This is a genomic window from Lentilactobacillus sp. TOM.63, from assembly GCF_030361045.1.
In the GTDB taxonomy this organism is placed as follows: domain Bacteria; phylum Bacillota; class Bacilli; order Lactobacillales; family Lactobacillaceae; genus Lentilactobacillus; species Lentilactobacillus dabitei.
This window is the reverse complement of the sequence record NZ_JAUCAP010000002.1, coordinates 11,939-38,917: the sequence shown is the minus strand read 5'-3', so window position 1 is coordinate 38,917 and position 26,979 is coordinate 11,939. Positions and strand designations below refer to the sequence as shown.

Annotated in this window: 28 protein-coding genes; all 28 read right to left on the bottom strand. The window is 41.1% G+C overall.

Annotation, left to right across the window (positions count from 1 at the left end; genetic code table 11):
• Positions 1-9 precede the first annotated feature (9 nt).
• The 28 genes from mprF to QUF07_RS00555 all read right to left on the bottom strand — a co-directional run bounded on the left by mprF (position 10) and on the right by QUF07_RS00555 (position 26,973).
• Positions 10-2,571: a bifunctional lysylphosphatidylglycerol flippase/synthetase MprF gene (mprF, locus tag QUF07_RS00690; RefSeq protein WP_289426604.1), complete on the bottom strand. Its 2,562-nt coding sequence runs from the start codon at positions 2,569-2,571 to the stop codon at positions 10-12.
• Positions 2,572-2,745: 174 nt separating this feature from the next.
• Positions 2,746-2,904: a hypothetical protein gene (locus QUF07_RS00685; protein ID WP_289426593.1), complete on the bottom strand. Its 159-nt coding sequence runs from the start codon at positions 2,902-2,904 to the stop codon at positions 2,746-2,748.
• 214 nt (positions 2,905-3,118) lie between these two features.
• Positions 3,119-3,697 (bottom strand): helix-turn-helix domain-containing protein, encoded by a 579-nt coding sequence (locus tag QUF07_RS00680; RefSeq protein WP_289426592.1) that lies wholly within the window; start codon positions 3,695-3,697, stop codon positions 3,119-3,121.
• A 14-nt stretch (positions 3,698-3,711) separates the two neighbouring features.
• Positions 3,712-3,909, bottom strand: a complete 198-nt coding sequence (locus QUF07_RS00675) for a hypothetical protein (RefSeq protein ID WP_217162778.1) — start codon at positions 3,907-3,909, stop codon at positions 3,712-3,714.
• A gap of 279 nt (positions 3,910-4,188) precedes the next feature.
• Positions 4,189-4,848, bottom strand: a complete 660-nt coding sequence (locus QUF07_RS00670) for a DUF3800 domain-containing protein (RefSeq protein WP_260156900.1) — start codon at positions 4,846-4,848, stop codon at positions 4,189-4,191.
• Between the two features lie 115 nt (positions 4,849-4,963).
• Positions 4,964-5,782, bottom strand: coding sequence for a GH25 family lysozyme (locus QUF07_RS00665; RefSeq protein ID WP_289426591.1), 819 nt, complete (start codon positions 5,780-5,782; stop codon positions 4,964-4,966).
• Positions 5,775-6,302: a phage holin, LLH family gene (locus tag QUF07_RS00660; RefSeq protein ID WP_289426590.1), complete on the bottom strand. Its 528-nt coding sequence runs from the start codon at positions 6,300-6,302 to the stop codon at positions 5,775-5,777. The genes QUF07_RS00665 and QUF07_RS00660 overlap by 8 nt, the downstream gene beginning before the upstream one ends.
• 3 nt (positions 6,303-6,305) lie before the next feature.
• Complete coding sequence (locus QUF07_RS00655) at positions 6,306-6,692, bottom strand: hypothetical protein (RefSeq protein ID WP_261910637.1); 387 nt, start codon at positions 6,690-6,692, stop codon at positions 6,306-6,308.
• A complete protein-coding gene (locus QUF07_RS00650) occupies positions 6,685-7,095 on the bottom strand; it encodes a hypothetical protein (protein WP_289426589.1) in 411 nt (136 codons plus the stop codon). The genes QUF07_RS00655 and QUF07_RS00650 overlap by 8 nt, the downstream gene beginning before the upstream one ends.
• A 213-nt stretch (positions 7,096-7,308) precedes the next feature.
• Positions 7,309-8,934: an XkdV family phage structural protein gene (locus QUF07_RS00645; protein ID WP_289426588.1), complete on the bottom strand. Its 1,626-nt coding sequence runs from the start codon at positions 8,932-8,934 to the stop codon at positions 7,309-7,311.
• Between the two features lies 1 nt (position 8,935).
• Positions 8,936-9,556, bottom strand: coding sequence for a hypothetical protein (locus QUF07_RS00640; protein ID WP_289426587.1), 621 nt, complete (start codon positions 9,554-9,556; stop codon positions 8,936-8,938).
• Positions 9,543-10,700, bottom strand: a complete 1,158-nt coding sequence (locus QUF07_RS00635) for a baseplate J/gp47 family protein (RefSeq protein ID WP_289426586.1) — start codon at positions 10,698-10,700, stop codon at positions 9,543-9,545. Before QUF07_RS00635 ends, QUF07_RS00640 begins: the two co-directional genes overlap by 14 nt.
• Positions 10,693-11,058, bottom strand: a complete 366-nt coding sequence (locus tag QUF07_RS00630) for a DUF2634 domain-containing protein (protein ID WP_289426585.1) — start codon at positions 11,056-11,058, stop codon at positions 10,693-10,695. The genes QUF07_RS00635 and QUF07_RS00630 overlap by 8 nt, the downstream gene beginning before the upstream one ends.
• Before the next feature lie 9 nt (positions 11,059-11,067).
• The gene (locus QUF07_RS00625) at positions 11,068-11,484 is read right to left on the bottom strand and encodes a hypothetical protein (RefSeq protein WP_289426584.1); all 417 of its coding nucleotides are present in this window, start codon (positions 11,482-11,484) and stop codon (positions 11,068-11,070) included.
• A complete protein-coding gene (locus QUF07_RS00620) occupies positions 11,481-12,713 on the bottom strand; it encodes a hypothetical protein (protein WP_289426583.1) in 1,233 nt (410 codons plus the stop codon). Before QUF07_RS00620 ends, QUF07_RS00625 begins: the two co-directional genes overlap by 4 nt.
• The gene (locus QUF07_RS00615) at positions 12,710-13,186 is read right to left on the bottom strand and encodes a phage baseplate plug family protein (RefSeq protein WP_008856321.1); all 477 of its coding nucleotides are present in this window, start codon (positions 13,184-13,186) and stop codon (positions 12,710-12,712) included. Before QUF07_RS00615 ends, QUF07_RS00620 begins: the two co-directional genes overlap by 4 nt.
• A 10-nt stretch (positions 13,187-13,196) precedes the next feature.
• Positions 13,197-15,176 (bottom strand): LysM peptidoglycan-binding domain-containing protein, encoded by a 1,980-nt coding sequence (locus tag QUF07_RS00610; protein ID WP_289426582.1) that lies wholly within the window; start codon positions 15,174-15,176, stop codon positions 13,197-13,199.
• On the bottom strand, positions 15,176-21,112 hold the full coding sequence (locus QUF07_RS00605; protein WP_289426581.1) for a phage tail tape measure protein: 5,937 nt from the start codon (positions 21,110-21,112) through the stop codon (positions 15,176-15,178). Before QUF07_RS00605 ends, QUF07_RS00610 begins: the two co-directional genes overlap by 1 nt.
• A 206-nt stretch (positions 21,113-21,318) precedes the next feature.
• The gene (locus QUF07_RS00600) at positions 21,319-21,711 is read right to left on the bottom strand and encodes a hypothetical protein (RefSeq protein ID WP_289426580.1); all 393 of its coding nucleotides are present in this window, start codon (positions 21,709-21,711) and stop codon (positions 21,319-21,321) included.
• A 43-nt stretch (positions 21,712-21,754) separates the two neighbouring features.
• A complete protein-coding gene (locus QUF07_RS00595; protein ID WP_217341926.1) occupies positions 21,755-22,162 on the bottom strand; it encodes a hypothetical protein in 408 nt (135 codons plus the stop codon).
• A 13-nt stretch (positions 22,163-22,175) separates the two neighbouring features.
• Entirely contained in the window at positions 22,176-22,961 is a 786-nt protein-coding gene (locus QUF07_RS00590) for a DUF3383 family protein (RefSeq protein ID WP_261907124.1), read from the bottom strand.
• 130 nt (positions 22,962-23,091) lie between these two features.
• Positions 23,092-23,886 (bottom strand): Ig-like domain-containing protein, encoded by a 795-nt coding sequence (locus QUF07_RS00585; protein ID WP_289426579.1) that lies wholly within the window; start codon positions 23,884-23,886, stop codon positions 23,092-23,094.
• Between the two features lie 11 nt (positions 23,887-23,897).
• Positions 23,898-24,386, bottom strand: a complete 489-nt coding sequence (locus tag QUF07_RS00580) for a phage neck terminator protein (RefSeq protein ID WP_261907122.1) — start codon at positions 24,384-24,386, stop codon at positions 23,898-23,900.
• Complete coding sequence (locus tag QUF07_RS00575; RefSeq protein ID WP_223602515.1) at positions 24,313-24,786, bottom strand: hypothetical protein; 474 nt, start codon at positions 24,784-24,786, stop codon at positions 24,313-24,315. Before QUF07_RS00575 ends, QUF07_RS00580 begins: the two co-directional genes overlap by 74 nt.
• The gene (locus QUF07_RS00570; RefSeq protein ID WP_289426578.1) at positions 24,783-25,304 is read right to left on the bottom strand and encodes a hypothetical protein; all 522 of its coding nucleotides are present in this window, start codon (positions 25,302-25,304) and stop codon (positions 24,783-24,785) included. The genes QUF07_RS00575 and QUF07_RS00570 overlap by 4 nt, the downstream gene beginning before the upstream one ends.
• The gene (locus QUF07_RS00565) at positions 25,297-25,638 is read right to left on the bottom strand and encodes a hypothetical protein (RefSeq protein ID WP_261907120.1); all 342 of its coding nucleotides are present in this window, start codon (positions 25,636-25,638) and stop codon (positions 25,297-25,299) included. Before QUF07_RS00565 ends, QUF07_RS00570 begins: the two co-directional genes overlap by 8 nt.
• Positions 25,639-25,649: 11 nt before the next feature.
• Positions 25,650-25,853 carry a LysM peptidoglycan-binding domain-containing protein gene (locus QUF07_RS00560; RefSeq protein WP_261907119.1) on the bottom strand — a complete coding sequence of 68 codons (204 nt, stop codon included), beginning with the start codon at positions 25,851-25,853 and terminating at the stop codon, positions 25,650-25,652.
• A 76-nt stretch (positions 25,854-25,929) separates the two neighbouring features.
• Positions 25,930-26,973 carry a major capsid protein gene (locus QUF07_RS00555; protein ID WP_289426577.1) on the bottom strand — a complete coding sequence of 348 codons (1,044 nt, stop codon included), beginning with the start codon at positions 26,971-26,973 and terminating at the stop codon, positions 25,930-25,932.
• Positions 26,974-26,979 lie beyond the last annotated feature (6 nt).

Here is a 26,979-nt window from a genome sequence, read left to right as displayed (position 1 = left end):
ATTATTTAATTAGATGTTTGATTTATTTTCAGCCCCAGAGATAAAATCAAGTAGCTTGGGAATGCGAGTTGGCGTTTGATTCCGTGGCCGATTAACGATTAGTAGCACTTGAAGGACAGAAAATACGAGTGAACTGCCCCGATAGTAAGCAATATATTTCGATTCCCATTTATCAACATACTTTTCTTTGTATGAACGCAGGCCCTCAAAGCTATAAAATCTATATCCGTATTGATAGATCAGATGAACGATTCGTTCCTGAGTAAAACTAAATCGAGACGTGCCAACATTTGAAAGTGGTGACATGCCAAGATCAAAATACTTAAACCCCTTTTTGGCGGATTCCTCGTACAAATTGATTAAAATGCCATCCATAATTCCGGATGGTGCTTTCGACGATGAGCGCATCAAATCAATCGATGTCGTCACCTGATTGCCATCTGGCATGATATTGGCAAATGCGACAATTTCATCATCGGCATTTTTCATGACGGCGATCGGCGCTTGGTTTAAATAATAGTTGTCAAAGAACCCTAACGAAAAGCCCTTTTCTACTTTACCACCAAGCCATTCATTGGAGATGTTCTTGATCGCCTTCATAAATGTTTGACTGAATGGCGGCTCTACGACTTCGAATTTAAATCCTTCGCGATCAAATTTGTGCATAAGTGCCCGTTCGCCACGATGCCGTTTCCCGCTCAGGGTGAATTGGTTTAAGTCCACCAAACCATCTTCACCTGTCTTGATAAAGTCAAAGCCACTCTCATGAAGCTGCATGGTTAGATCTTGATCAATCTCATAAAATAATGGCTTTAGTCCTTGTTTATCAGCAGTCTTCATAAAATCTTCAATCGCCGCACCAATTTTTTCCGAGTTGCCGACCGGTTCGCCCATAATAATGAGCTTGTCAGCAATTGGTTTGTACATGAAGAAGACTTGGTCAACCCCTTCTTCTTGGTAGAAGTAGATCTGTTTATCCCGTAAGAATGCAAGATGGCTATCTTCATTGCCACCAAATTGATCGATGACTGCCTTCACCCGCTCTGCATCAAATGGTTGCGTCAACCACGCCGGTCGGTTAGCTGTCAAATAAATGTTGGTCACAAATAAGACCAACATTGCGATCAGCAACCCAATGAAGCCAACCAGCCAAATTGCCTCAGATGGAAATAGGTAGGCTGCATCAAAATGAAGCGGTGAATGGTGATTAGCGGCGATTCCGACCAATGTATATACTGTGAACGTAATGATGAAAATCGATCCATTTATGATCAGCGCGCCCCATGAATTTGCCATCCGATCCCGATAGAGAACCCCTCTTGAAAGCCACAAAGTGATGAGAATGATGACAAACAGCATAATCATTCGCCACGTGAACGCTTCGTTAAACCAGGTGTTCACAATCGATAAGATCACCACAGCAACCGTCGGCCCAAATGCGCGCTTGGTTCGTGCCCAAATGCCACTCCCAAGGCCGATCAACAGAAACGCCACAATAATATTCATCAGATGACTCACAAAAAAGATTGAATAAGGTACCAATCGGATGTAGAGGCGGTTCATGATAACGACATTGGGAACTGTCGCAAATAAGAGCATCATCACCCCAGAGAAGTACATGAACCCGGTTAAGAAGACCTGAGCGATCCGTTGGATGATGATCCGGGGTAATTCATCCAGGAATTCGTTGAGCTTGTGGCCGGTATCATGAGCGAATAGACCGGTTCCCACAATAAATGGCAGTAAATAATAAAATAGTCGATATAATAAAATCCAAACCAGTGCGTCACTTCTGGCAACGCCGATAAATCCTAAACCGATAATGACGAAAATATCAAACGACCCTAACCCACCAGGAATCATTGAAACAACTCCAGCGACGTTAGCGACAACAAAGATCGGAATAACTAACGCAAAATCAATTGGTAGATGCATCAAATACCCAATTAAAATGAAAAATCCCAGGGCACTTCCCCACTCCATAAATGAGCCAAGAGTCATCGTCAACTCCTGTTTGAGGGTTAAATCTTTAAAAAAGCTCGAATTGTTAATCCTTGTAAAAATAAACATACTCGGAAAATAGGCGGCCCCACCGACAAGCCAAATCCAGTAGTGGGCAAAGACGGTGCCAATCCTGAAACCGAAGATCATAATTAAGGACACAAAACAGAGCAACGACAGCCCAGAAATGAGAAAGAGGGCAACTTTTGAAATGGCGTACAATATTTGCTTTTTGGTCGCCCCTTTACCATAAAAATGGGCTCTTAAACTGGCACCAAGCAAGCCCCCGAACCCTAATAAATTGGTAAAAGTATTCACCACCCAGCCACTGCGGATAACGTACCCCGGAGCGAATTTAGTAGGTAAAAACTTCACGATCGAAAAATCATATATGAGCATCGGCGTGATTGAAACAAAGCCCAATACCAGCATTATCAATAATGATCCCTTTGACTGACTGGCAAGCACATTTTGGAACTGTTGACCATTTACTTCACGAATAATTTTTGCAAGTTGACGAACCACGAAGATCAAGACTGAAAAAACAAATATCAGCTTGATCACCGTCATTCGTTTATCTATGAATTTCTTAAATCGATTGAATGCGTTTGCCACTCTTCTCACCTCTCAAATGTAATCCTGTTCCATTATGCCAATTAAATGGATCCGGAACAACAATTATGTACAAAAAAACTGCGCATCGACAATGTAGATTGCCAACACACAGTATGTTGAAGAGATAAATTACTTAAGGGTAGTAACCATATCCCCCGTCAATAATGGGATTGCGGAACAATCTGCCATAAATCTGCCACCTAACTCTTTCTTGCGCTGTTTAAGCAATCCTTCAAGCTCCCCAACATCTTCAATAGTTGCTTGCTTCTTATAAAAAAAGCCTCGCATACTGGCGTACCAGCCACATTAAATGTGGAGCGAGGGGATTGATATCTATGACTTATTTATACTCTTCTAAAATCAGAGTGTCAATGTTTATCTCTTTAAATACAAAAATCCCACCCCGAATTAATCGAGATGGGCTTTAATTATTTCTTCCTATTTCCCCCTCAGTTTTCAAATAATGGTAATGCGTTGCAGCCACTGGTGCACCTTCTTTCTGCTACTTCCTGATCTTCAAGATTCTATTACTTAAATCATCGAGAAATTTGCTGTCTTCCTTTGTGACAGCTATCGCTTCCCGGTCAACCGCCGGAATGCTCTCGAACCCACTTCTTTCGGTCACATCACTTTCGTCAGTCGGAAAGTCGTGCATGGCATAACCTAGATCAGTAAGGGTATCAAAGCGCGTAAGTGTTTTTTCCGGCAACATGTTGACCGCAAAACGTACGGTTTCTTCGCTTGGTAAGGTGATCTCTGCTACTACAGATTCATAATCGCCCATATCTTCGATTGATATAAAAGCATTAGCATTTAGTTTAGCAAGCGTATTGCTTAGTAGCAATTTGGTTTCTTCGGTTGTCATGTCGGTATCCTCCTCTAATCCAATAATGGCATCAAATACTTGTCCAGGAGTCTCATGCAAAACCTGTGCAATCGCTGCATAAACTCGTGGGTTAATTGCCAGTGCGTCTTTGTCACTCGATCGCTGTAGAGTCGTTGGAGCAATCCCGGTTTCCTTAGCGATCTGATAACGGTTCAAGTTTTTCTTTTCTAAGAATGTATCTAAGAGTTTATCCATGATGATAGGCCCCCTTAGGCTGTTAGTTCGTCGCGAATTTCGTCGATGGTTTCTTCCAGATCACCATAGTAGCCAATAGCGTCATCAATTGATTCTGGCCACAATACCCAAAGCGCTTGGTCTTCATCGAAAGTCAAGATACCATATTTTTCATTGTCTTGGTTTACTTCGTATTCTTTGTTGTTGTTTTTTACAAATTCGATATTTTTCATTTTAATGATCTCCCTTTTCTTTATCCTTTATCTCTTAACACCCATTATAATACACGATACGTATATGGATGTCAACACGAACCGTGTATTAATTTGAAAATATGTACAAAAAAAGCGCCCACCCCCGAAGGAGTGAGCACAAGAAACTATGTACGGGTAATGCGCAAAGGGTGACTGTAGCACATACAGTTTATGTCGTCGATGAAATAACACACCAGAAAGCGTCTTACTTACCCATTAATTACTCTTATTATAAAGGTCAATGTGCCAAAAGTAAATTTATTTTCCAAAAAGTTTATACGGAAATTTCACACGAACTTCCAAACTTGGCTTTAAAACATCTGTAAAGCAATGTGTACCATGTTCATAAAAACCATTAATGGCATTAGCTACAAAGTCGGCACCTTGTATGTGATAATCGCTTTGAGAGTCAACGTAATGTACTTCAACAACCACGTCTGGACGACCATAATCAATCCAAACTTTACTTTTAATATAATCAGAAAAGCTCATTTCATCTCCAACCTTTAAAGTACGATTATCTAAATAAATGTAGACTTCACTCAAATCAGAGTTATTTTTAATAATAGGGCTTATTAAGAAAGTCAACAAATAATTATATAGAATATTTTGATTATGTAAAAGACGAGGCTCGATGTGTGGCAAATCTGCTGTAATATAGTCGATTCGATCGACGCTCTTTTTTATTTTGCGAAGCATAAAGTCTTTGGCAATTGGATTACATAAAGAAGCCTTTACTTCGCCTGTATGAGTTACAGAACCGTCATACCTTTTCTTTATTTTGAGGCTAGCCTTTTTTACAGCACGATTAAGTTTAAAATTAGAGTGATCAATGCACCTTAATGAAGCAAGTGTAAAATATCTGCCACTCAAACCGAAGTTTCCTGATTCGTCTATATATAATGAAACACACTCCATGGATCCCACCTACAATCAATAATTTGAATTAATTGTATCATAATTACGGAACTTGATTAAGTAACCACAAAAAGGCCCACCCAGAACTTAATCTGAGTGGGCCCTTTTGCATACTTTATTTAATTTTAGGCTTGACCTTCTTGAGAAATTTAACATACCATTTATTGCTTGATACGTATCCTTGACCATTGATATGCAGCCTAGTTATCTTGCCATACTTAACTGGAGTGGCCCAAAAACGAGAACCAGTACCGTAGCGCGTATATCGCTTGCCTGACTTTTTGAAGTCCAAGCCATTATATACCGGCAACCATTTTAATCGAACTTGGTAAAGCCCAGGAGTTACATAGTAGCTCGGTTTAACGCTTGCCTTACTACCGGACAGTGAGCCGTCAAAGTCGTACGATGCATCTACGCCATGCCAGTTGTCACTAAACTGCCATGAGTTTGCATTCGCCACACCAGGCCGTGAGACGCCATAAGCCGCTACCCAGATATGCTTGTCGACTAGCTCCGATCGCTTAATTCGTCCATAATTGAACCAGGAACCGCTGCCGTAGGTCACAACGTTCTTATATCCAGCAGCGATCAGGTATCGTAGAAAGGCGTTGACTTGCGGTGTGGTGTTGTATGGCAAGCCGGGCGCTTCCACGTCGATCACTAGGGCTGTTGATTTATCCAAGCCAAATTTCTTGACCCAGGCTAGAAAGTATTTTGCTTCAGCTGTACCAGCGCCGTGGAAAAAGTGATAAACACTGACCGAGCCGAACACCTTAAGCGCATTAGTAACTTGTGCGCTGGCTTTCGGATTCAAGTAGTTGGTGCCTTCGGTCAGCTTAACAACCGCAAAGCCAGCACCATATTTCTTAAAAGTATTGAAATAAGATACCGAGTCGCCTTGATATGATGAAACATCAATTCCGATTTTAGGCATGCTGATCACTCCCCGATTTTACAGCTGGCTGAGCAGATTGAGGTGCTTGAGAAGCGGGTTGTGATGCACTTTCAGGCTTTGAAGCGGATGATTGTGCGTTCTGTTCAGCTGAGCTTTCTGGTGTTTGTGGAGTGGCCGAATTTTCGGTCGGCTCCGGAGAAGTCTTTGGTGCGTGGTTGTCGTAGCCTAACTTCTTGAATTGCTGATAGGCTGCTTCAACGATTGAGTCAACAATTTCTGGTGTCACCCAAGTCAAACCAAGTTGTGCCGCAAAGCCAGCGACATCTTTGTCGGCCGCCTTTTTCCGGTCGGACTTAGACAGACCTTCAAGAGTAGCAAACTTGGTAACGGTGGTAAGTGCAAACTGAACAACTTGACTAAGCTGTTTATTTTTGACATGTAATTTAAGATAAGGCTGTACTTGCTTTACGACAACGAGAATCAAGGCAACAAGTGCCGCAAGAATACCAGTACTTTCCAGCCAGTTAAAGACATCAGTAATTTGTTTAAAAGTTTCCATAGATTATTCCTCCAGTTTGCCGTATCGTGCACGATAAGCGGCATTTTCTTTTTTTAGCGCAGCATTTTTCTGACGAAGATTTTTATTCTCTTCTTCTTTTAGATCAATCTGTTCTTGAAGCTGTTTCACGATCTTGTCATGATAATCTTTAAAGCGGTCGTAATCATCATCCATTTCATTAAACTTTGAAGAGAGGTCTTCATATCGTTTCCGTAAGTCTTCATTATCATCTTTTACCGTTTTCAATATAAACTTCTCCAAATCCGTGCGCTCCTTAGTGGCACTATTTGCATCGGCTTTACTCGAATGAATAAGCCCGGCAATTACGCCTGCCAGCGTAACAACCGAGCCAAAGAATACCGTTAAATTGTGCGTTATCCAACTAAACATTACGCCTACCACCTCGCATCGCAGTGCCAATCAGCAATGCAACGGCAAGGCTGGCAAACACCCAAGTTAAATTAAAGCGAATATCAAAAACGCCCCGGATCATAAATCCGAAGGCGAGATAACCAAACAATGGGGCAATAATAATCATGCCGGCATTCCTTAATGTAATTGAATCAAGCAACACTCCACTTAGCAGGACAATCCCGCCAATCACTAGTAATCCGGCAAACCACCAATCATCGGCAGCATCGAAAACCACATGTTCTGCAAAGCCAGGAGGTGGTGGAGGTGTAACTTCTGGGCTGTCCAAATAATTCAAATGAAAAAAGACATACGTGCCAGCCATTAAGGAAGCTAAGCCGAAACATAAATGCGAATAATATTTTCCAATCCTTTTTAGCATTTTTATCACTTCCTAAATTTTGGGTAAAATAAAAGCACCTATCCAACAGATAGATGCCAATTCATATATGGGGATATATGAAATTAAATCATAAACAATAACCGAAAAGATATATTTGAGGGTAATATCTTTTAAATATGACTAGTAGCCGGCGTACCGGTTAACCAGCCATCAGTGTCAAGTATTACGCAATAAGTTATAAAAATATCCTTTCTAAACTAATTCGTCATAAGTAACATGGGCAACGCTTCCTCCATCCGTAGTTGCTGTAATATCTGCGACCCCATTATAAGCAGTAAACGTTAAATTCGTTGAACTGTTACTAGCCCAATGAAAATTCCACCTTTCGCTATCGATGGCACTACGTCCAATATATCCCACGGAAAAAGTTAATATTGACTTAACAATGCTACCAAGTTTAATGGTAACTTGAACGGTATTATCATTTCCACTAGGCAGCACTATGGTCCCAGATAAATATAGCGTGTGAGTACTATCATCTATCTTATACAAAATGGTAGTATATGGGGCTAAATTATATCCACTAACAGGAATGATATACTTATTATCTAGCTGACGCCAAGCCGAGTTCTCAACGCTTTTCAAATCGGCCATAGTAGCGGCCTGATTATCCCCCTTATCTTTCGAGGCGTCCTTAATGGTGGGCGCAATACTGAATGTCTGTGCAGCTGTAAATGTTTGAGGCTGTCCCGTTCGTGCTAGGTCAGATGGTAAACTGCTTGCTAGTAATAACGGATTATTGTTGACCGTTGGAACGGTGTCAAAGTTGTTAGCACCAGATAGGTGGGCTACTTTGGAATCATCAGATAAGAGAGTATAAGTTACTCCTGTATTTGTAACCCAAACAGAATATTGAAAAAATTGACTATTTGAGTCAGCTCCAATTAAAGTTCCCTCGCCAAAACCTGTTCCTTGAATATCTACAAATCCCTTTACGCTTGATATGCCATTTAAAGGATTGTTGGTAACAGATGAATTGGCATAAATGGTGTGAAATCCTGCTGAAAGTTGTTGCAATGTTTTAGATAGATCAGCACCGCTTCCATATAAATTAATAAATGGTGTTCCATCATCATTGGTAATTTTTTGTTTTTGCCAATTTGAAGTATCGGCTGTATGAACTACTTTGGAATCATCGGCAGGTGTGTAACCAATTTTATCTTGTTTGGCATTAACTTCTTCAATTCCAGCTACATCATTGGCAGGCTTACGCATGTCAGCTATATTAACTTTTTTATCCAGTTGCTGATTAACGTCAACCGTCTTGGCGTAAGCATTCCCTGCACCGTCAGTGGGATCCGTTTTAAATTTCTTTTGCCCATTAATTGTTTCGTCACCGGTCGTATGGACAACCGTATCGTTGGTAGCAAACGAATCATCAATCATATTAAATTGAATTTTACTTGCATTTGAAAACCCAATGTTGAATTTATACGTATATGATACCGGAGTACTACCAGAAAAAGCTGGTATTGTATCTGGACTATTTGTTGATGTGATAACTGCAATTAATTGTGATTGCCCATTTTGAGAATCAGATCCCCAAATTCCAAATACCCATGCCTTGTAATCAGCTCTTATGGATGAGTTATCAACGACTGTTGAAATAATCAAGGTATTACTATTTTTAGAAAATCCGTTTGCACTAACAGTTTGCACTACCTTGGGAACAGATGTCATCGTTGAGATATCCGTTGTCGATGGTAATTGAGTATCACTTATTTCTATCTTATCAATGCTTAGTGATGACTTGTTGGCCAATATTTGAGCAATAAGGTTGTTTCCGTTAGCAGTTACTTTTGCCAAGTCATATGCCATGTTAATTGCCTCCTTTTACATTAACTTCTTTAACCATGATGGACTGAGTCCCAACACCTACATATTCAATTAGTTTAGAATTATTCATAAACGCAATTGTATTAATCGTAACTCCGTTTAGAGTAGCTGATGATAAACGATCCATGAGGATTATCAGTGATTGGCTGGATGATATTAAACTAGTTGGAAGGTTATCAATGTCAACAACCTGTGGGTTCCCAACCATTTTGGTACCATCCCAATGATAATCAGTATGAGCTTTTACGCCTGAATTTACTGGCGATATTTGCAAAGCATTGCATATGATATTAATAATATCGTTAATGGTTCCACCAGAATGTGATGCTAAAATTTTTGTCTTAAGGATAAAACGATAAGTATCATCATTGGCTCCATATCTGGGTTGATGGATATCATCACCAATCTCATCAAGTTGTTCGCCAACAGCTTCATCAATTATCCAAGAACTGTGGATGCTCTCAAAGTTGTTGTCCAGCCATAACTGAAAACGCGTCAGTACCCGAATTAAAGTGTTGATGTTGCTCCCTGCGCCAACCGCAAACCCTCGGTCAAACATTTTAAAAATCTCTGCATAAACTTCATCATAATTAGTTTGGTACATAGTCAACCTCCACATTATCGTCAGTAATAACTGGAATTTCGAAGGCTGTTAGTGCGATGTTATTAGTACTTAGTTTGCTCTTGTCGGTTCCAATCGCGATATCCGCGTAATTGATTCCATCAATCGAATATATGTTGGAGAAAAACTGATTAGTAACCACTTTGGACCCCATTTGTAGACTTTCAATATAGCCTTCAATAGCAGCCTTAATGTCATCAGTACCTTCATTTTTATCAAAGCTGTCATTGACTTTAACACTGACTTTGGCAAAAATCGGTGTTTCTTGTGGACGATCGAAGTAGATCGTGTGCGCTTCGCCAGAATCATCGATTGCTGTGCCACTCTTAGATCCATAAAGGGCAATTCCACCGCCGCCAACTCGGAAGATAGTGTTCACCACATCTTGTGCCACACCACCTTGGACATAATAGTGAACGGTCTTAGGTGGATTGTCATACACATCAGGTTTACTAGCTGAAGAATTATAGACACTTTTAACGGCCGTTACGCCTTGTGTGTTCATTAATGCCGTATAGATCCCGTTGATGGTACCAGACTCATTAGAGTTGGATGCTAGAAGTAGCCTTGATCTAAAATCAAGATCTGTTTCCATATCCTGGCCACCTTCAGCTGCATCATGATTAGTCACTTTATCAATTTCTTCAACAGGCGACTGTTGGTTAACAATTGTACCTGCATCAACATTGTATTGTGATCCTAACTCGCTTGAAACAACAATTGTTGATCCGACTCCGTTTACATCAAGTTGACAATCATCGACGGTGTAAAATTCATTTCCCTTGTCATCCATAAATACAGTACCGGTCGGAATTACATAACCCGCAGTACCAGTAAATGATAAGGTCACGCTGGATGCTTCAGCTTGCTTTCGCATTAACCCGTAATTGCCGCCAACCCGATCAAGGTTTACACCCGTAGATTGCTGAATGTAGCCAGAGTCATGAACATTTTCACCGTTTTGATCAATATTAACTGCGATCTTTGCCATGACTCGGGCGAGCGTTCCCCAAAATGACCTGGGCGATACATTGGTATCTTCTCCGTTTTCTCTTCGAATAAAGCCTTGAACGGTATCTAAAGCATCGTCATAATTCAGCGGCGTATAACCATTTTCATCAATCATTGACGACACCCGCCTCCCATACAACTTCTTTCAATTGATTCTTAACTTCAATAGTAATGTGAACTTTGAGCACTCTTGCTTCCCGTTCGAAATCTACATCGTGAATCTCATCAATTCGCGGGTCTTCAAGAAGCGTTTCTCTAATCGCCGCAGTCACAAACTGATTGTGAACATTGCTTCCAATTACGGCTCCCCAGTCAAGGCCTTCATTGGTATCAAGAACCCAACCACCTTTGCGGGTATTCAGGGCGATCATACATGATTGTGCGATTTCATCAAGACCGTCAACCATTGCCACGCTGCCTTTATCATCTTGCTCAAAATCGCCTTGATCATTTATATAGACATCCGTTGCCATTTAATTCACCTACTTCATATCAATCTTGCCGACGATAACTCCATCATTAGCGTCATGCATCCGTTCGCTATCAATCTTGTAGACACTATCGCCCTTGGCGTTAGAGGTATCTCGGTCTTCAAACACAACCACCACAACATCCCCCACTTGATAGTTGATTATCATTTCTGCATAGAATGGCGCAAAACTATGTGAGTCGCCAATGTCATCGTGGTATTTGATCTTAATCGGGATAAATGATGCTTGCAGGCTCAGAAGCTGTGGCCGCTTGGTTCCGTCCGAAAACAAGGCCAACGGCTGAACATCGTACGTTTTATCGGCATTCACCTTAACAATTTTGCAGCGAATGGAACCATGAATATCACTCATCACATCGTCCCGAAACATATCAAAAAATTCATTAACGTAGTCACGACTTTTAGTCATTTGGCACGCCTCTTTTTCTGCTTTTCCTTAAGCTTTTTTCGATTAGCAGCGTCCAACTTCGCTTTGGTCTTTTTATCTTTGGTTTCAGCTTTTTTGACCGAAGCTGAATTCTTCTTTTTGTATTTAGAGTAGTCAACCAGGTCAAGTGTTGATGTTCCTGAATCATCAGTAATAGACGTTGTGCCGCTATTAATTAGTACCCAGCCACTCAAGGTTGTACTTTCAATATGAAAGATATACCCAACGGTAAAATACGGCCTAAAAAGAGCTACAACTTGATAGTGTTGTAGCCCATCATCCGAATCGTCTTGAGGTTCCGGCTCCCCAAGCATTCCGGTATCATAGTTCAAATAGAAGTTCGATTTTTTGTTCTTGGAATAATCCGCAATCTCCAATCGACCATTAGGATAAGCTATCGGTGTCTTACACTGCGAAGCAATACTTTTAATGGCACTCATCGGTTTTGCTTTAGCCGTGTAGCCCTTGGTAAACTTCTTATTGTATACGAGTTTTAGCTTGTATATTTTTATCCCGGCCTCTTTGGCAATCTTTTTGATGATTGAAGAACCCTTGGTATTTTTTGCAAAAGATAAGGGTTTGTACTTAGTCTTTTTAGTTACCTTAGCTTTAGCAGTATGGTTAGCTTTTTGCTTAACATATTCTTGTCGTTTCTTTTTGGCAAAAGCATTTTTCTTGGTAATGATTGTATGCCCATAAGCTCGAAGCTGTTTGCTTGTAGCACCCGGATGGTTATCAATCCACTTACGGCGCTGTGCATTCATCTTGCTATTGTAAGCAGTGATTGTTTGGTCAAGCGTTTTTTGCGCAGAAATTGACCTTGAAGTAGTCGCCTTTTTCTTAACTTCAGGAAGTTTGTCATAATCACTGCCATCAACGATAGTGATTGTTGTGGTTTTTCCTGATGAATCGATTGTCGATGGCGTTGGTGTTGCCAATTTGCCTTCCATGATGATGCCGACGTTATTCGATGAGCCATCTTCACCATACCAGCCGCCATAAACCCGAGCGTTAGAACCCTTCGTCAAATAATTAATATCTTCAGCCGGCAAGTTCATCATCGAAACTTGCGTCGTCTCCTTGCTACCGGATGCATAGGACGCTTCAATATCTATTGAGATGTTATCAGGTACTTTGGCGTAACTCTTGAGAGTTAATTTTCCTTTTTTGCCATCAATCTCAAGCCTTCGATAAAGCCTAACGAGTTTCATTGCTCATCCCTCCAATCTTCCGGGAGCGCATACTCATTATCATCATCAGAAGGCTCGTCCTCGATTAATGAACTTCCTGAGTCATCATCTAGAAGATCAGAATTGTCAGTGTCATTCTCATCAACATCAGCAGTACTTGGATCTTCAATCGATGGATCAAGATCATCAAAATATAGAAAGACTGATATCTGAAAATTATCAATGCTGACGGTGTTCTCCACGCCAGTTTCATCAAGGGGGATAATCGTCACGCTTGGCAGATTAGCATCATTGATGTTCCACAATGGCACCCCATAAACAAGCTTTTCTCCGGTAATCAGCGGATTATCGTCAGCATCGTATAGGTTGAAATAAAAGTTATCGTAGCGTTCACGATAGTTGAACTCAATGGTGAAGTTCTCGGTTCCAACCGGTAAAACCACATAATTGGGGAGATCACTTGTATCAATAATTAATTTATCTCGTAAACTCATAAGATCCCCCCTACTTGACCCTTATCTTGACGCCAACCGGTATTGATCGGTCAGCGTACTTATTCCATTTGCGTAGTTGAGCAACACTGACATTGTACTTTTGGGCGAATTTATAATACGTGTCACCCGGCTTAGTAGTTACCGTCCTCACGGCACTTTTGCTATTTTTCTGCTTATGACCACTACCAGATTTTTTGTTAGCCTTACCCTTATTTTTCGATGAATTGGCTTTCTTTTTGACATTTGAATCAGCCCAATCCACCTTCTGTAAAGTAATGGTTAGCGGAACTTGGTTAGTCAAATAGGTGTCGTGCGGCTTGTCAATTCCCGAGATGATCGCGTGTGGAAAAGACGTTTGCCCGATCAGTGATACTTCGGCTGTATTTTCAGCCCACTTTCTGATCCGTTCGAACTTTTTAACCAATGTTGGAACTGAACCATCTTCACCAATCAGAGCCCCGCCCACTGAAATGCTTTCGGTGCCCGCCTGAGTGACCGTGTTAATCGGTGTGTGCTTGATGACTGCCGTTTCATTAACGTTAACTGTTTCCGAAAAGTCTTCACTATCAGGCCAGAGAATCGCATAGCTTTCCTTGCTACCAGGATTCACAGGCGTTATCCACGTCACATCTTTGCCACCTGTTTCAGCCATCACTGCGGCGCCAATTGCTTTCTTCAGGATTGCCCGTTGAGTAGCTTTTTCAGCTGCTAAGCTTTTACTTTGAGCTTTCGAAAGTCTTGATTTAGCTGTCGAATGTTTCTTCTTGAGCTTAGTCAGTGCACTGCGTTGCTCTGCGTAAATTTTTTTTAGATTATCAAGTTGCTTCTTTAAGGCCACTTTTTTAGACCCGGTTGCCTTATTGCATCGCTTAGTAACAATGGCTATCTTTTTCTTGGTGCTTGCAACCAACTTCTTTTGGTTTTTAACATCTTTAGTCGCATTTTTATAAATTCGCGTATCTTTGACAATCGTTTTACTAGTTGATTGATATTTTTGAAAATCAGACTTAGCAGAATTGAATGCCGTTTTAGCATCGGCTAAGGCTTTCTTTAAATTATTCAATGCTTTTAAACGCTCACTAACCGTTGAATCAGCCGTCAGTGTAGGAATTGAAAATAGATAGTTAATTGAGTTCGATCCATTATCATTATTATTAAACGTCACTAAAACAGCAGATCCAGTTGAATAGATTCCTTCCGGCTCATTATAGGAATACTTCATTCCATAACTGCCCGTGAGATACGTGTGCAGAAATTGTCGAGCGTTGGTCTCAACATTGAAACATCCCACCGTTGCCGGGTCACTCTTTGAGTTATAAGCCCCGCTCTGCCAAAAAACGTACGGGTAGCTTAGCGACTGCGATTGCCATGTTTGCTGCCCAATACTAAAACCCATTGCTGACAGACTAACTGTCTTTTTAGGGTTGTTTAAATTATTGGGGTCACATATACAGTAACTTTCTCCAGTGGTAAAGCCTACCAGGTTAGCGCTTGCGTCATAATTAACTCGTAAAAGATCAGGTGAATTGTAGAGCGACGTTAATGAACTTGCGTCAATCGAAGCCCCAGGCTGATAAGCGAACTTACTTATTTGGTAACCATTATGCCTGACAGAAGCCCAGATATTCCCTGAGCCATCAATTCCGAACGAGGATCCGTGGCCCCCATTTTTAACCGTCATTTTAGAAACATACTTCATCGAACTATCCATCTGCTGATAGATTGTATCTTCTCCGGAACTATAGGAAATTAAATAGCCACCACCATACGGGATGCAATACTGGGAACCGACATATGGCGACTTACCAACTACATATTGTGCCATGAGTTGATGAGCCGACTCATTTATATCGAGTCCGGCGCCATTAGCTTGATCGTCGAGGCTATCTAGATAGTCGGTATTTGCCTGATCATACGCTGCTTTGACATTATTTAAAACGGAAAGCGTTGAATTATAGGCATTTTTAGCTATATCTGCCGTGGCTGCCATTAAATAAACCCTCCTTCTCTTTTAGCCATTAAGTTGCCAAAGATTGCCTGAACCTGTTCGTTGACCTGCTTGGAAATATCATTGGCAGTTTTAGTTCCAGCATTTTTATCATTAGCGTTAACCGTGATATTCATGTTCAAATTGACTGTAACGTTATTACCTTTACCAGAAGTAGGTTGATGCTTATCTGGCATGTTTTTGAGTGGATTATACTTTCTCAGGTTTTCCAGCAATGCTCGATGCATCTTCTTCTGCGATTCATTACTGAACACCGAATTAGATACTTTACTCCGAGCATCAATCGCCGAGGCAATTAAACCATCGGCACTCTTTCGCTTAGGGTTGATGGCGACTTCCGGTTCACCCTTCTTTTCGCCAAAGATGGCGGGAACACTTGACCAGCCACCATTAACATAACCATGACCGTTACCTAAGAATGATAAGTTTTTGCCATATTGCCCTTTGGCATAGTGCAATCCTGCCAGTAAGCTGTCATAGCCATTTGCCCAGTTACCGTGGCCTTTAAATTTATTGGCAGCAAAAGTCCCAGGTTTAACTTGCATTAATCCCATGGCACGGCCATCGTTCAATCCGTCAGTACCACCGATTGCTTTGGGATTGCCGCCACTTTCAGTTGAAATCTGTCTAAGGACCTTTGCGACCATTGCGGAAGATGTTGATAAATGATTAGCCGCTAATGCCTTAATAACATACTTTCGCCAACGGCCAACGCTTGCACCACTCGGATTTCCGAGCGCTCCACCGGCAGCCGAAGAATGCTTTAAGTGTTTACCAACCCATTTAAGTTGTGGTGCAATTTCTTTCGCAACTAGCTTTGATAATGCCGACGAAGCTTTGTGACTTTCTTTAGAAGATTTCTTAGCTTTGGTAGACTTCATCTTGGTGACATCAAACCAACCACTAGTTGAATCCGGGTTATTGGCAAATGGATTATGCTTTGATACCCCAATATGCACATGAGTTCCTGATGGACCCAATGCTGCAATCCTTTGACCAGCTTTAACATCATCACCAACACTGGCAAAAGTATGGGCTCCAGAATTATTCTTACCGTTAAATTCTTGGTAAATAACATAATATCCATCCGCGGATTTGGTAACCATATTTTGGCCAATTCCTTTTGGTCCACCCCAGTTAGTAGGAGCACCACCAGAACGAATTACCTTACCAGGATGAACCGCATGAACAATATGGGCACCAGAGAAATCATTGCCATCATGAATCGGTAGCCCACCAGAAACAGCACCACGATAGCCAAACCCAGACGTGTCATGAAAACCACTACCCGGACTATGCAACCACGTACCGCTTCCATATGATCCACCTGCTGAGCTTCGTGCATTATCCATTTGTTGCCAAACCTCAGTTGACCAAGGATTGCCATACTTAGTGGTTGATCGTTTACTTAAGCCTTTAATGGCATTCCCAAGAACGGTGTTCGATTTTGAAATTTGTGATGAAAATTCATTTGAAAAGGCTTTGTTTGGATGAGCATTATTTTTGCTGATAAGTTTATTAAGTGCGCTGTGAGATACGCCAGAACCTTTAGCAAAGTGCTGTATGCCCATTGATCGTCCTAATTCTTGGGTTTGTGATCCGTTAAGAACTCGGTCACGTTTCTTTAAGGGGATCATCCTATCATTCCCATGTGGAATTAATAGGGAATTGTTACGAATAATGGATTCTTGACGTGGACCGGACTTCGCATCATTCACAATTGCCAGTTGATCATTAGGAAGCTCTCCATTTGAACCTTTAGCATAATGAATGGCATTAATAACGGAACTATTACCACCAAACTGTCCAAGGACTTTATCAATCCCTTTAATACCACCATTTAACTGGTGAACAGTATTGGACATTGCTGAATGCGCGTAGTTATCCATCTTACCAAGTGCATGACCAAATCCGGTTGCAGTAGCTTTACCAGATGAGATAACTCCAGACCGCATTTGGTTAACTTGCTTCTGCACGCCTTTTTGCATGCCGTCATAGGTCGAAATTGCTTGGTTCTTTGATTGATTGGTGTAATGCTTCGTATCGCTATTGATGTTTCGCCACTTAGAAGCATTGCCCTTATCAAATTGTACAAGTTGCTTGTAGGAACCCTTTTGCAAGGCATCATAATCTGTAACAGTTTTCTTTTGCGTACTGTTCGTGATCTTTGAAGTTGCCTTATGGATATTAGACCATTTAGATTTACTACGCTTACTAAATTTGTCTAACTGCTTACTTGATCCATTTGATAAATCTTTGTAATCTTTTACAGTCTTCTTGCTTAACTTTTCTACGGATTTCAAAGAATTAGTTGAACCAAGCTTAGTATTCCCAACAGCATAACCAGGTAATACACGGCCATATGAACCATTGAGTACCTTTTTAGTATCTCGGTGATTAAGGATTCGCTCACCGTGCTTAACATGCGTGATTTCAGGACCATTAGCACCCAACAAACGCGCCTTACGACCGTTTACAGTGTATGCGAGCTCTGTGCCACCTTCGCCAACGAGGGCAGCATGTGAGTGCATTTCTGCGCCACTAGTTCCTAAAGCATGAGAGGCAAACACGTTTCCAGGAAGCTTATTAGCATCTTTACTAGCAGTTATTTTAGATTTAGATGGGTGCTTTTTGCCATTCTTCATCTGCGTGAGAAGCGAATTATCATGTTTAAGGCCATTAGTTAAATTACTTGCCATTGCCTTAGTTCCAAGATGACCAAGTTTGGTTAAACCACCCCAAAGATTACTCCACCAGTCACCAAAGCGGCCCCAAATGCCTTTAATTTTTCCGGTCCAGGTATTCATTTGTTTCAAATTACCTTTAACCATGGCTGAGGTCTTTTGAACGACTTTCTCATGCATAGTTTCAGCACTGTCAATGGTTCGATTACGGGTTTGACGGGCTGCTTTAACGGTATCATCACGCTCTTGACGTGCCTTTTTAACGTCTTGCTTATATTTACTTTCACTTATGGACTTTGTTACGTAACGTTCTTTGTCAAGTGCATCTTTAGTCGCTTTATATTTCTTGTCAGCAGCATTTTTAGCAGATTTGTAAGTTTTGTTTGCAGAACTTACAGTGGACTTCATTGTTTTGTATGATGATCTAATAATCGAACGAGCTTGTGATTGAGAAAGCTTAGTAGTACGGTCTTTTAGTCGACCATAGATAATCGTTTCTTTGTTCGAGTTATTAGTTAATAGTTTTGAGACAGAGCGATTAGTAGCTGAAATTGCCGCCTCACGACCCTTACCACCATTTCTTTCGCTCTGATTAATTCTACTAATTCCCTTAGAAGCGTTGTGGTAACGTTTATTCCAATAAGAGCTATCTTTTTTCTCCATTGAGGTAGCTTGCTTATTAGTGATGACGCCCTCTTTGAGTAACCATTGAACACGCTTGTTAGAAGAAGATTTCTCCGAACTTGTATATGACTTAAGCCCTTTACGCATGGAACCATAGACATTCTTATTGATCTTCGATCCGGTTCCTTTTGAAACGGTTGCCCAGTTAGCATTAGCCTTATCAAATGAAGATGTAAATGACTTTAATTCTTTATCTCCAAACTTATCTAAGCCCAGAGTAACTCTTCGATGATGAACTTTGTTATTAGAATTTTTACGGGCGTTCATAGCCTGTTGATAACCAAGACCATTAGCCGCTTGTGCTTCTGACCCTTGAAGACCCGCTCCGGACTCTCCGGGAACTGATTCTTTCCTTTTGGTCCCGTCAATGTTGCCGCCTCTGGCAAGATTTTTAATATATTTGCTTCCAGCAATATATTTAGCAACAGAACCACCAACAGACGATCCAATCATGGCAACCAATGGATTACCACCACTTAGTGCAAGACCCAGGCCAGCACCGACAGCATTACCGCCGGCTTGCCACATTTGACTACCGCCTTGTTTACTGTCAATACCATGCTTAAATGCACTAACGGCATGACCACCAATTTGAAGGCCAATGGTGGCATATGACATTCCCTTTAGGAGTTTGTCACTGCTTAACGCAGTTGCTGCATTACCTAAACGGGATGGTGCAAAGTGAGTTGATCCGGTTCGAATAGCTGATACTTTTTCTCCACGACGAATTCGCGATCCTACTAGAGGTGAAGCCCCGGCAGTGGAAAGCGCAGTGGAAAGCACCCTGGATGCGGTGGAAGCCTTGCGACCTCTACCAAATAGAAGGCTGCTTGATAACCCTAAAAGGCCCTTACCAACCTTGATACCGCCCCAAACACTCGCAAACGCTGCGGCATAACCGGCTGCTTTCTTAATTGGTGAAGGAAGCTTAATTAAAACACCAAGAAATTTATTAGCAATATTCAACACTTTTGTAAATGCAGGCAATACCGTTTTGGTAAATCCAAGCCCCATGACATTAAGATATTGTTTAAACTGTTGGATCTGGTTTTTCCAAGATGCCATATTTTTCTTAGCAAGAGTGGCAATATAGCCATTCTTACCGTATTTTTGAGCACGACTAACTTGTCCAGTTAATGATCTTAATTGTTTAGTATTATTGGCCAGGATTAAGCCTGATTCTTGCCCAGTTGTCCCAAAGAACATGTGAAAAACGTTAAATTTTTGAGCAGAGCTCATGCCTGCCGTGGCTTTCTTAAGAACGTCCATGTTATCAGCAAGCGTTTTAACTTGACCATTGGCTTTTTGAAAATCTGATGGCTTAAGCCCCAGGGCTGACATAACTTGTCCTTGTTGAGACTTAGCAGCCATATTAGGCGCGGCAAACGAATTCATAACCTTACGTAAACCAGTACCAGCAATGGAACCATCTTGTCCGTTATTTGAAAGAACACCGACGCCGGCGACGGTTCTGGCAAGCCCTTGATTAGAGTTATGGGCAGTTGCACCAACATATCTCAGCGAGTTTCCCATACCTTCGAAGTTTGTGGCAGTTAGATCTGATCCATATGCCATTTCGTTCAGAACTTTCTTGGTGTAGGCAGCCATCTTCCTCCTTGAATTACCAGCTTTAGTTTTATAGCCAAACTGTTCAAGCGTAGGAGCACCATAATTAACAACCGCATTATACGGATCTCCTGAAGCTCTGGCAGCCTGTAGGAAGTATTTGTGTGATGCTAATTCCTGATTACCGTTATATCCACGTCGGACAAGTTCTTCACCACCTCTTGCCATCGCTGTTGGTGAAACACCATACTGTAAGGCAAATCGATTATTTTCCTTCTGCATCAAAGCGGTTTCTTTTCGTGATTGACCTGAAGACTCGCCACCAGTTTTTAACAGGTTTCGAATGGTAATGTACTTATTCTGCAAATTCGTAGCTTCGTTTGCTGATTTAAGAAATGCGGCTCCAACTATCCCTGCTCCCATAGCAATTTGAGAACTAATATTCACAAAGTCATTGCCAGCATCGTACAGGTTTCTAAACGACTTTGTCGTTTTGCGACCACTTCTGCTTAGATTATCAAATGAGGTCTTACCTTTGGTGCCGAATCGTTGCACACGAGTGCTAGTGCTATCAACATCATTTTTAGTTTGTTTAAGGTTGGTTCTAAGCCTAAAGGTTTTTTCTTTAGGTAACCGATTGATTGAGTTTCTTGATTCTTTTGAAATGTCAGAAAAACCCCTGCTAATTTGCTTCGCGTATTCACGTGAGCTATTAGCAAGGGTTTTATAATGTTGATTAATTTTATCGGCGTCCATACTCAATCTATCCGACAATTTACTTGATTTAGAGATTAAGCTGTCGTACCTATTTGAAAACTTATTTAATCCTTGAATCGACATTCGATTTCCTAAGTGAGACATTTGATTATTGGCCTCACGACTGGTTCTAATTAATCGATTCATTTTCTCGTTGGCACGGTCGATTTCATCAACATTTTCTGACACAACTCGGAATCCAACTTTGGCACTTCTTGCGTACCCCATGTTAGAATCCTCCTCGCATTTGTGACTGTACTTCCATGCGCTTAGAAATCGCCCAATTGAAGACAGACAGTTCATCAGCATTCATATACTTAATTGGCCGAGGCAGTCCGCTTTCTAACCCATTATAGATATAAGCAGTCCAGCCAATTGATTGAGACGTTGATTTATTAATTAATGCCTCAAGATCCGTTTTACGAATAAAGTGATTAGTTAAGTTCTTGCACAAGAAACCGGTCAGCTTCTGAGCAAACCTTCATAACGCCAGAATGGTTTTCCCAGAATTTCCAACTCATTTTTTCCGGTTTTCCGCCAACAGTGGGCGTACCAATAAGCGGATTAAGTCCAAGATCATCATTACCGTTAATAAAGGCATCCCAGTAGGCATGACGACTAACATCTGCCAAATCAGTAAACTTAACGGCATTTTCTACGCCTGGAAAATTGAAGGGATATTTAATGTTTTGCTTGGTCTTTTTGTCCCAAAGGGTTACAGAGCCAACAATCATGCCATTTCGTTCAGTTCTAACCAGTTTTGGTTCCTTAACAGGTGTCTCGGTAGTCTTTTTAGTTGTTGACTTAGTTTTAACTTCTTCTGTCATTTCAAACATTCTCCTTTATTTATCAATTGAATATAAATTTGTTTTATGCAGTAATCGGGTCAACTTGCAATACAGAAGCCTTAAAGACTACAGAAACACTTGGATAATCAGCGTTCAAAGTCGTATCAACAGGACGGGTAATTCGGGCACTATCTGTATGGAAGTGAGCAAAGTTCGATGTTACTGATACAGGGACGCCAGTCAAATTGTTGGCCAAGTCAATGAGATGAGCATAATTGGCAGCATTAGGATCAACACTAAACGTAAACGTACCAGAATGATCATGGTTAATGGCTGATTTACCATTACCATTATTATCAACCGAATCAGTAACGTTATCGTTGTTCCAAGCAACAGCTACTTTATCGCCAGTGCCAAAGTCAGTAAATGGGAGGCCATCAATTTGAACTGACACTTCCCATGGGTCAAATGTGTGTTGTGTAAGTTTCATTTTCTACATCCTCCTATAAATCGATTTCGCCAGAGATATACGCATCGTCAATCGCATCGGCTGGATGGTACTTCCAGGACAACCCGCGGTAAATCCGTTGAGAAACATCCACGTCCTTCATGTCCTCACGAGGTAACGCGGTGACATCGTAGTCCGGCTTGCCATTTGCTTTTTCACCAACGCCACCATTCCGATAGAGTTGATCAAAGACGCTCTCAACGCCCGACTTAAGCAAGTTAATACCGGTGTTATCATAAGAAATTTTAGGATTTTTAACCATGATTTCAGTAAGCTTCTTGTTGCTATGCTTGATAATAAAATCACGTCCAAGAAGCATATCGATATAGTCGCCACTTAACGTCTTGCCATCACGCACAATTGGCATTCCTTGGGCATAGTAATAAGTATTAATATTGCCTTCGGTGTAAGGGGTTAATTGATCTTGTTGGAATGACAGTTGATCTTGTGGTAAGACACTTTCATCCAATCCCGATGTATTAGCGACATCGAAACTTCCAACAGGTAAAGAGCCAACGGCTCCAATCGTTCCAGATGAAAGAACATTAGCATGTGTATCGTCGGTATGGGTTTTAAAAGCAATTGTATTAACGTTTGATGCGTAGGCAGCCGTATCGGAAATATTATCCACATCCACGGCTAAGATACCGGTGTTCTGCGCCTCAATATAATTTGAAAGCGCCGGAATTTTACTTTTGTCGATTCCTACTGGAATCAAATACTCATCCCCGGAGTTATAGAATTTCTTAACTGCGGAAATTAGATTAGTTGAATCAGCCATAATATTTTTCCTCCTAAAAAGGAATTTTACGATTACTCGCAAAACTCCTCATGTTAGATATTCATTATTTAATTCACTACTTTTTTGCTGCTGAAGAAGCAGGTGCTACTGTGCAGTAAATCCATCATCCTCATGATACAGTTACATCACAAGTTGCTGTAAACCCACCATCCTCAGTTGTGGCAATAATCTGAGTGTGGCCGGCTTTAACATATGAAACCTTGCCAGATTTATCAACCGTCGCAATGCCTTCATCTTTAGATGAAAATGATACATTTTTATTAGTGGCAGTGGTAGGTGTAACTTTGGCCGTTAATTGTTCATTACCGCCGGTATGTCCTGAAATGGATGTTTTATCAAGGGTGACGCCGGTTACTGGGTTCAAATTAGCGATTACTGTAACTTCAGTAGTAGCGGTAATATCATCATTAACCCCAGTCTTAAAGGTAATAGTAGCGTGACCAGCAGACTTATAAACAATTGTGAAACTGCCATCTCCATTTGGTGAAACGGTCGCTACATCGGTATCACCTGACGTTGCCGTTACATTCTTTTCGGTGGCGGTTGCTGGCAAAAGAGTCGTTGTAACTTTACCAGTTTGACCGACGACGCCTGAGATTGAGGCATGATCAACCGTTAAACTAGTTGGCGATACATAGGTATTTTGGGCAACTGCTTTCACTACCAGAATTGCTTCCGGGGGGTTAGAGCCACCAAAAGCCGCCTTAGCATGCTTATAAACTAATGAGTCGGGATCAAAATCATCACCGACTTCTTTAAGATCGTTGTACTGAGTTTGAGTTGCTTCAGTTACATGGGAATCTTCAATCAAATACTTTGGAATTTGATCCCCAAGTTCCTTGACCTTTCGAACAGTCTTTACTGAAGTATGCACTGGGCCAAGTGGTTCATTTGTAATAGGCATTATAATTCCTCCTAATTCTTCGTAATCTTTTCATTGTTGCTATCGATGGCTTCAATAGTTGGCAGATCAGATTCAAAGTTACGCTCTAATCTAATCTGTAAGTCAAAACCATACTGCTGTTCTGAATTGTTAATCCCAATCACGCTTCTATCCTGCGGATCAAGAATGGCAACGATAATAATTCCGCGTTGCTTAACCTGATAATGAATTTCTGGATCACGTAAATTGGCTTGGAGATTATCCATTATATCAAGTGCCCTGGTTTCGGTTTCGGCATGAATAGTGATTGAGATATGGGTATCAACCGGTTCATGCATGGGATACATATGTTGAACCGGCATAACCAGACTGCCACGGGGATGCACAGTAATAAAAGGCAATGTTGGCTTCGTGCCAAGTGAATAGTCTTCAATTACATGTTTTTCATCAAGATTGGTCAAAGAACGGATCGTTTGTCGCATTGTTGCGATTGCTTCCGTCCAGTTGATGGTTCGCTTCATCGCTATTCACCTCTTGACTGTTAGACCGCAGATAGTAGATACAAGCATCAGACATGCCATAATAGGGATCCTTACCAACAACCTGTAAACATTCCCAGTTCTGATCATCATTGCCGGTTTTAATGGCAACGATCGTCCCAAACGGAACGTCCTGAAGTGAGTACCATTCATGGCTGCAATTAATGCTCTTACCGTCTCCAGTTAGGATAATTTGATTAGCATTAGCATTCGGACTAACTGGAGCGATTGGCTCACTGACGTCAATATAAGGCTGCTCACGGAAATTAGTTCGTAAAAAGTCGCCGGTTAAGGTTATTCCGCCGTCTTGATACGACGTATTCCGATAGATTCGAATTGGAATGCCGTAACGCTTAATCAAATTTCTTTTTATAAACTTCAAATTTCTATCACCTTACATCCGATTGATTTGTGCAATGCACCCGTATCAACAAGCGGATCGTCTTTACCCTTATTCTCGATGGTTATTGACGCGTTATGCGGCGTAACTTTAAGCTTGATTTCATCTTTGATCCGTTGTTGAATTAATCGACCCACATCTTCATACAGTTCATAAGCCGTTAATTCACTATTCATGATGCGACTAAGGTCACGTTCAACAAGCTCATTGATGCGAAACATCCCTAAGTCAATGCCATCTCTAAGAAATGAGCGTTCAGGGATTTTAACGTGCTTAAGCTTATAGAAGCTCCCATCTTTCATCGGAATGACCAAATATGGACCGTTCTTAGGATAAATCTCAGCACCAAATTCATTGACAGTAGCAATCATCTGTAAAAAGGCCAGTGACTTATTGCCAACTGGGATCATGACACCAACTTCCACGCGGTAATGATTGAGGGCTCTCAGTTCCTCTTTAATTTTGGGGAAATTATTGTCATCAGAAAATAGTTCAGCCAAGTTTAATTCGCCACCTTGAATGTCCATATCGGCTCAGTAGGTCATTTAGCAACTCTTCCCAATGATTAGTCGCATTACCATTGTATTGGGTGTGTAAGTCCTTAAAATTATCCACCAGGATACCTTTGCCAAGGTCAGAATTGATCCAAATCAGTGATAGAATCTTCATTTCCATGGCTTGGTTCCAAACAAACTGATCAGTAGGAATGTTTAGTGGTTTAAGCAGGCCATAAGCAATTTTAAGTAAATCATTTAATGCATCATCGCTTACATCAACATCTGACAGCCTTTTAACACTGGCAATGACCTCACTTTGGTCAAATGGATAGTCCATATGATCACCTTCTACTTCGACCCTTTAAAGATAATGATATCTTTACCAGGAGTGAGATCGGATTGTGGATAGATCCGATTCAAGTTGGCTAATTTACGAGTTGTCGTATTGTTGGCGGTTGCGATTGCCCACAGCTCATCGCCTGGCTGTACGGTATAGCAAACATTGCCATTTTTAGAAAAATTCTTGGATGTATCAATTTGATCTGGGAACATAAGCTTTCCTCCTTATTTCAAATCATAGTGTGCTGAGTTACTGGTTACGGTTGGTTTTTCAGCTTCCTGCGGCAAATTATTTACCCGCCAAAACATCAAGAATAAAGACTTGTTTGGCCACCGTAATTGTGGGCACAAACTTTTCATCAACAATTGTTTTAACCGTTACTGGATCATCACTGGCTTTGGTTAACAAGGAAACCCCTGTGTCGAATAGAGCAACGCTTCCCATTCCAGCAGTACCAGATAAATTTTCTTCAGGCGTTTCAACAAAATTCATCTGGCCAACCGGTGCGTTGGCACTTCCTGGAAGAAAAATAATTTTACCATCAGGAATGAACTTCTCGAACTTTCCATTGTTGTTCCAGCCTTTATCATAAACAACGACTGACATCCCCAGGACTGCCGAGAACCATTGAACAACCATTGGCTGAGTAAGAATATTACCTTGTGGTGATACAGAACCCGTAAAAATAGTATTATGGAGTGCCTCGTTATGCATCAGTGTGTACATCGTTGCCGAGTTCATCAGCGCACGATTTAAAGCTGTTCCTGACTTCTGTGCCGCGGTATCCTTCACAGACTGAACATCATCATAAGGATTAGATGCAGCATCAGTCCACTTCTTGGATGCATTAGCTTTTTGGTATGATTCATATCCGTAATCTGCCACTAGGTTCCCAATAGTTAATTTACCGTTCAAGAGTGCCTGAATTGCGTAATATTCGCGTGTAAAGCGAGCTCGAATAAGCAAATTAGCTTGATCATCATACAGCTTCTTGGTAATGGTCAAAATAAGGTTCTGATCGTTAGAACCTAACGCGTTGTTTAAATCTTTGAAATCAGTTTCGTTAAGATTTAATGAGTTCTTAAATTTGTAAGTCGGCAGTGTGCCCGTGGAAAGTGAACCACGTTCAACTGGCAAAGCTGCTGAATCTTCTTTGGTATAATCTAACGGTGCTGGATAAATATCCTGACCATTAAGCAGCTTAACATTGTCAGCTTTTTGCTTAGTTGGTGTAAATAGAGCTTCCATGAGATAGGGAGCTGTATATTCTGGATTGCTATTCCAATATCCTTGTAAATAGTTTGCTTGAAGCAAATCAAATGGTGTTGTCACGATATC

Excerpts from the sequence above, each read along its gene's own strand:
- QUF07_RS00675 (WP_217162778.1), bottom strand. The coding sequence starts at position 3,909 with ATGAAAAATATCGAATTTGTAAAAAACAACAACAAAGAATACGAAGTA.
- QUF07_RS00580 (WP_261907122.1), bottom strand. The coding sequence starts at position 24,386 with ATGAAGCGAACCATCAACTGGACGGAAGCAATCGCAACAATGCGACAA.
- QUF07_RS00605 (WP_289426581.1), bottom strand. The coding sequence starts at position 21,112 with ATGGGGTACGCAAGAAGTGCCAAAGTTGGATTCCGAGTTGTGTCAGAA.
- mprF (WP_289426604.1), bottom strand. The coding sequence starts at position 2,571 with ATGACGGTGATCAAGCTGATATTTGTTTTTTCAGTCTTGATCTTCGTG.
- QUF07_RS00630 (WP_289426585.1), bottom strand. The coding sequence starts at position 11,058 with ATGGCAACGGATGTCTATATAAATGATCAAGGCGATTTTGAGCAAGAT.
- QUF07_RS00645 (WP_289426588.1), bottom strand. The coding sequence starts at position 8,934 with ATGGCATATGACTTGGCAAAAGTAACTGCTAACGGAAACAACCTTATT.
- QUF07_RS00610 (WP_289426582.1), bottom strand. The coding sequence starts at position 15,176 with ATGGCAGCCACGGCAGATATAGCTAAAAATGCCTATAATTCAACGCTT.
- QUF07_RS00655 (WP_261910637.1), bottom strand. The coding sequence starts at position 6,692 with ATGTTTAGTTGGATAACGCACAATTTAACGGTATTCTTTGGCTCGGTT.
- QUF07_RS00625 (WP_289426584.1), bottom strand. The coding sequence starts at position 11,484 with ATGACTAAAAGTCGTGACTACGTTAATGAATTTTTTGATATGTTTCGG.
- QUF07_RS00650 (WP_289426589.1), bottom strand. The coding sequence starts at position 7,095 with ATGCTAAAAAGGATTGGAAAATATTATTCGCATTTATGTTTCGGCTTA.
- QUF07_RS00640 (WP_289426587.1), bottom strand. The coding sequence starts at position 9,556 with ATGTACCAAACTAATTATGATGAAGTTTATGCAGAGATTTTTAAAATG.
- QUF07_RS00660 (WP_289426590.1), bottom strand. The coding sequence starts at position 6,302 with ATGGAAACTTTTAAACAAATTACTGATGTCTTTAACTGGCTGGAAAGT.
- QUF07_RS00600 (WP_289426580.1), bottom strand. The coding sequence starts at position 21,711 with ATGACAGAAGAAGTTAAAACTAAGTCAACAACTAAAAAGACTACCGAG.
- QUF07_RS00620 (WP_289426583.1), bottom strand. The coding sequence starts at position 12,713 with ATGAAACTCGTTAGGCTTTATCGAAGGCTTGAGATTGATGGCAAAAAA.
- QUF07_RS00595 (WP_217341926.1), bottom strand. The coding sequence starts at position 22,162 with ATGAAACTTACACAACACACATTTGACCCATGGGAAGTGTCAGTTCAA.
- QUF07_RS00685 (WP_289426593.1), bottom strand. The coding sequence starts at position 2,904 with ATGCGAGGCTTTTTTTATAAGAAGCAAGCAACTATTGAAGATGTTGGG.
- QUF07_RS00585 (WP_289426579.1), bottom strand. The coding sequence starts at position 23,886 with ATGCCTATTACAAATGAACCACTTGGCCCAGTGCATACTTCAGTAAAG.
- QUF07_RS00670 (WP_260156900.1), bottom strand. The coding sequence starts at position 4,848 with ATGGAGTGTGTTTCATTATATATAGACGAATCAGGAAACTTCGGTTTG.
- QUF07_RS00615 (WP_008856321.1), bottom strand. The coding sequence starts at position 13,186 with ATGAGTTTACGAGATAAATTAATTATTGATACAAGTGATCTCCCCAAT.
- QUF07_RS00560 (WP_261907119.1), bottom strand. The coding sequence starts at position 25,853 with ATGTTCCCAGATCAAATTGATACATCCAAGAATTTTTCTAAAAATGGC.
- QUF07_RS00565 (WP_261907120.1), bottom strand. The coding sequence starts at position 25,638 with ATGGACTATCCATTTGACCAAAGTGAGGTCATTGCCAGTGTTAAAAGG.
- QUF07_RS00590 (WP_261907124.1), bottom strand. The coding sequence starts at position 22,961 with ATGGCTGATTCAACTAATCTAATTTCCGCAGTTAAGAAATTCTATAAC.
- QUF07_RS00680 (WP_289426592.1), bottom strand. The coding sequence starts at position 3,697 with ATGGATAAACTCTTAGATACATTCTTAGAAAAGAAAAACTTGAACCGT.
- QUF07_RS00635 (WP_289426586.1), bottom strand. The coding sequence starts at position 10,700 with ATGATTGATGAAAATGGTTATACGCCGCTGAATTATGACGATGCTTTA.
- QUF07_RS00665 (WP_289426591.1), bottom strand. The coding sequence starts at position 5,782 with ATGCCTAAAATCGGAATTGATGTTTCATCATATCAAGGCGACTCGGTA.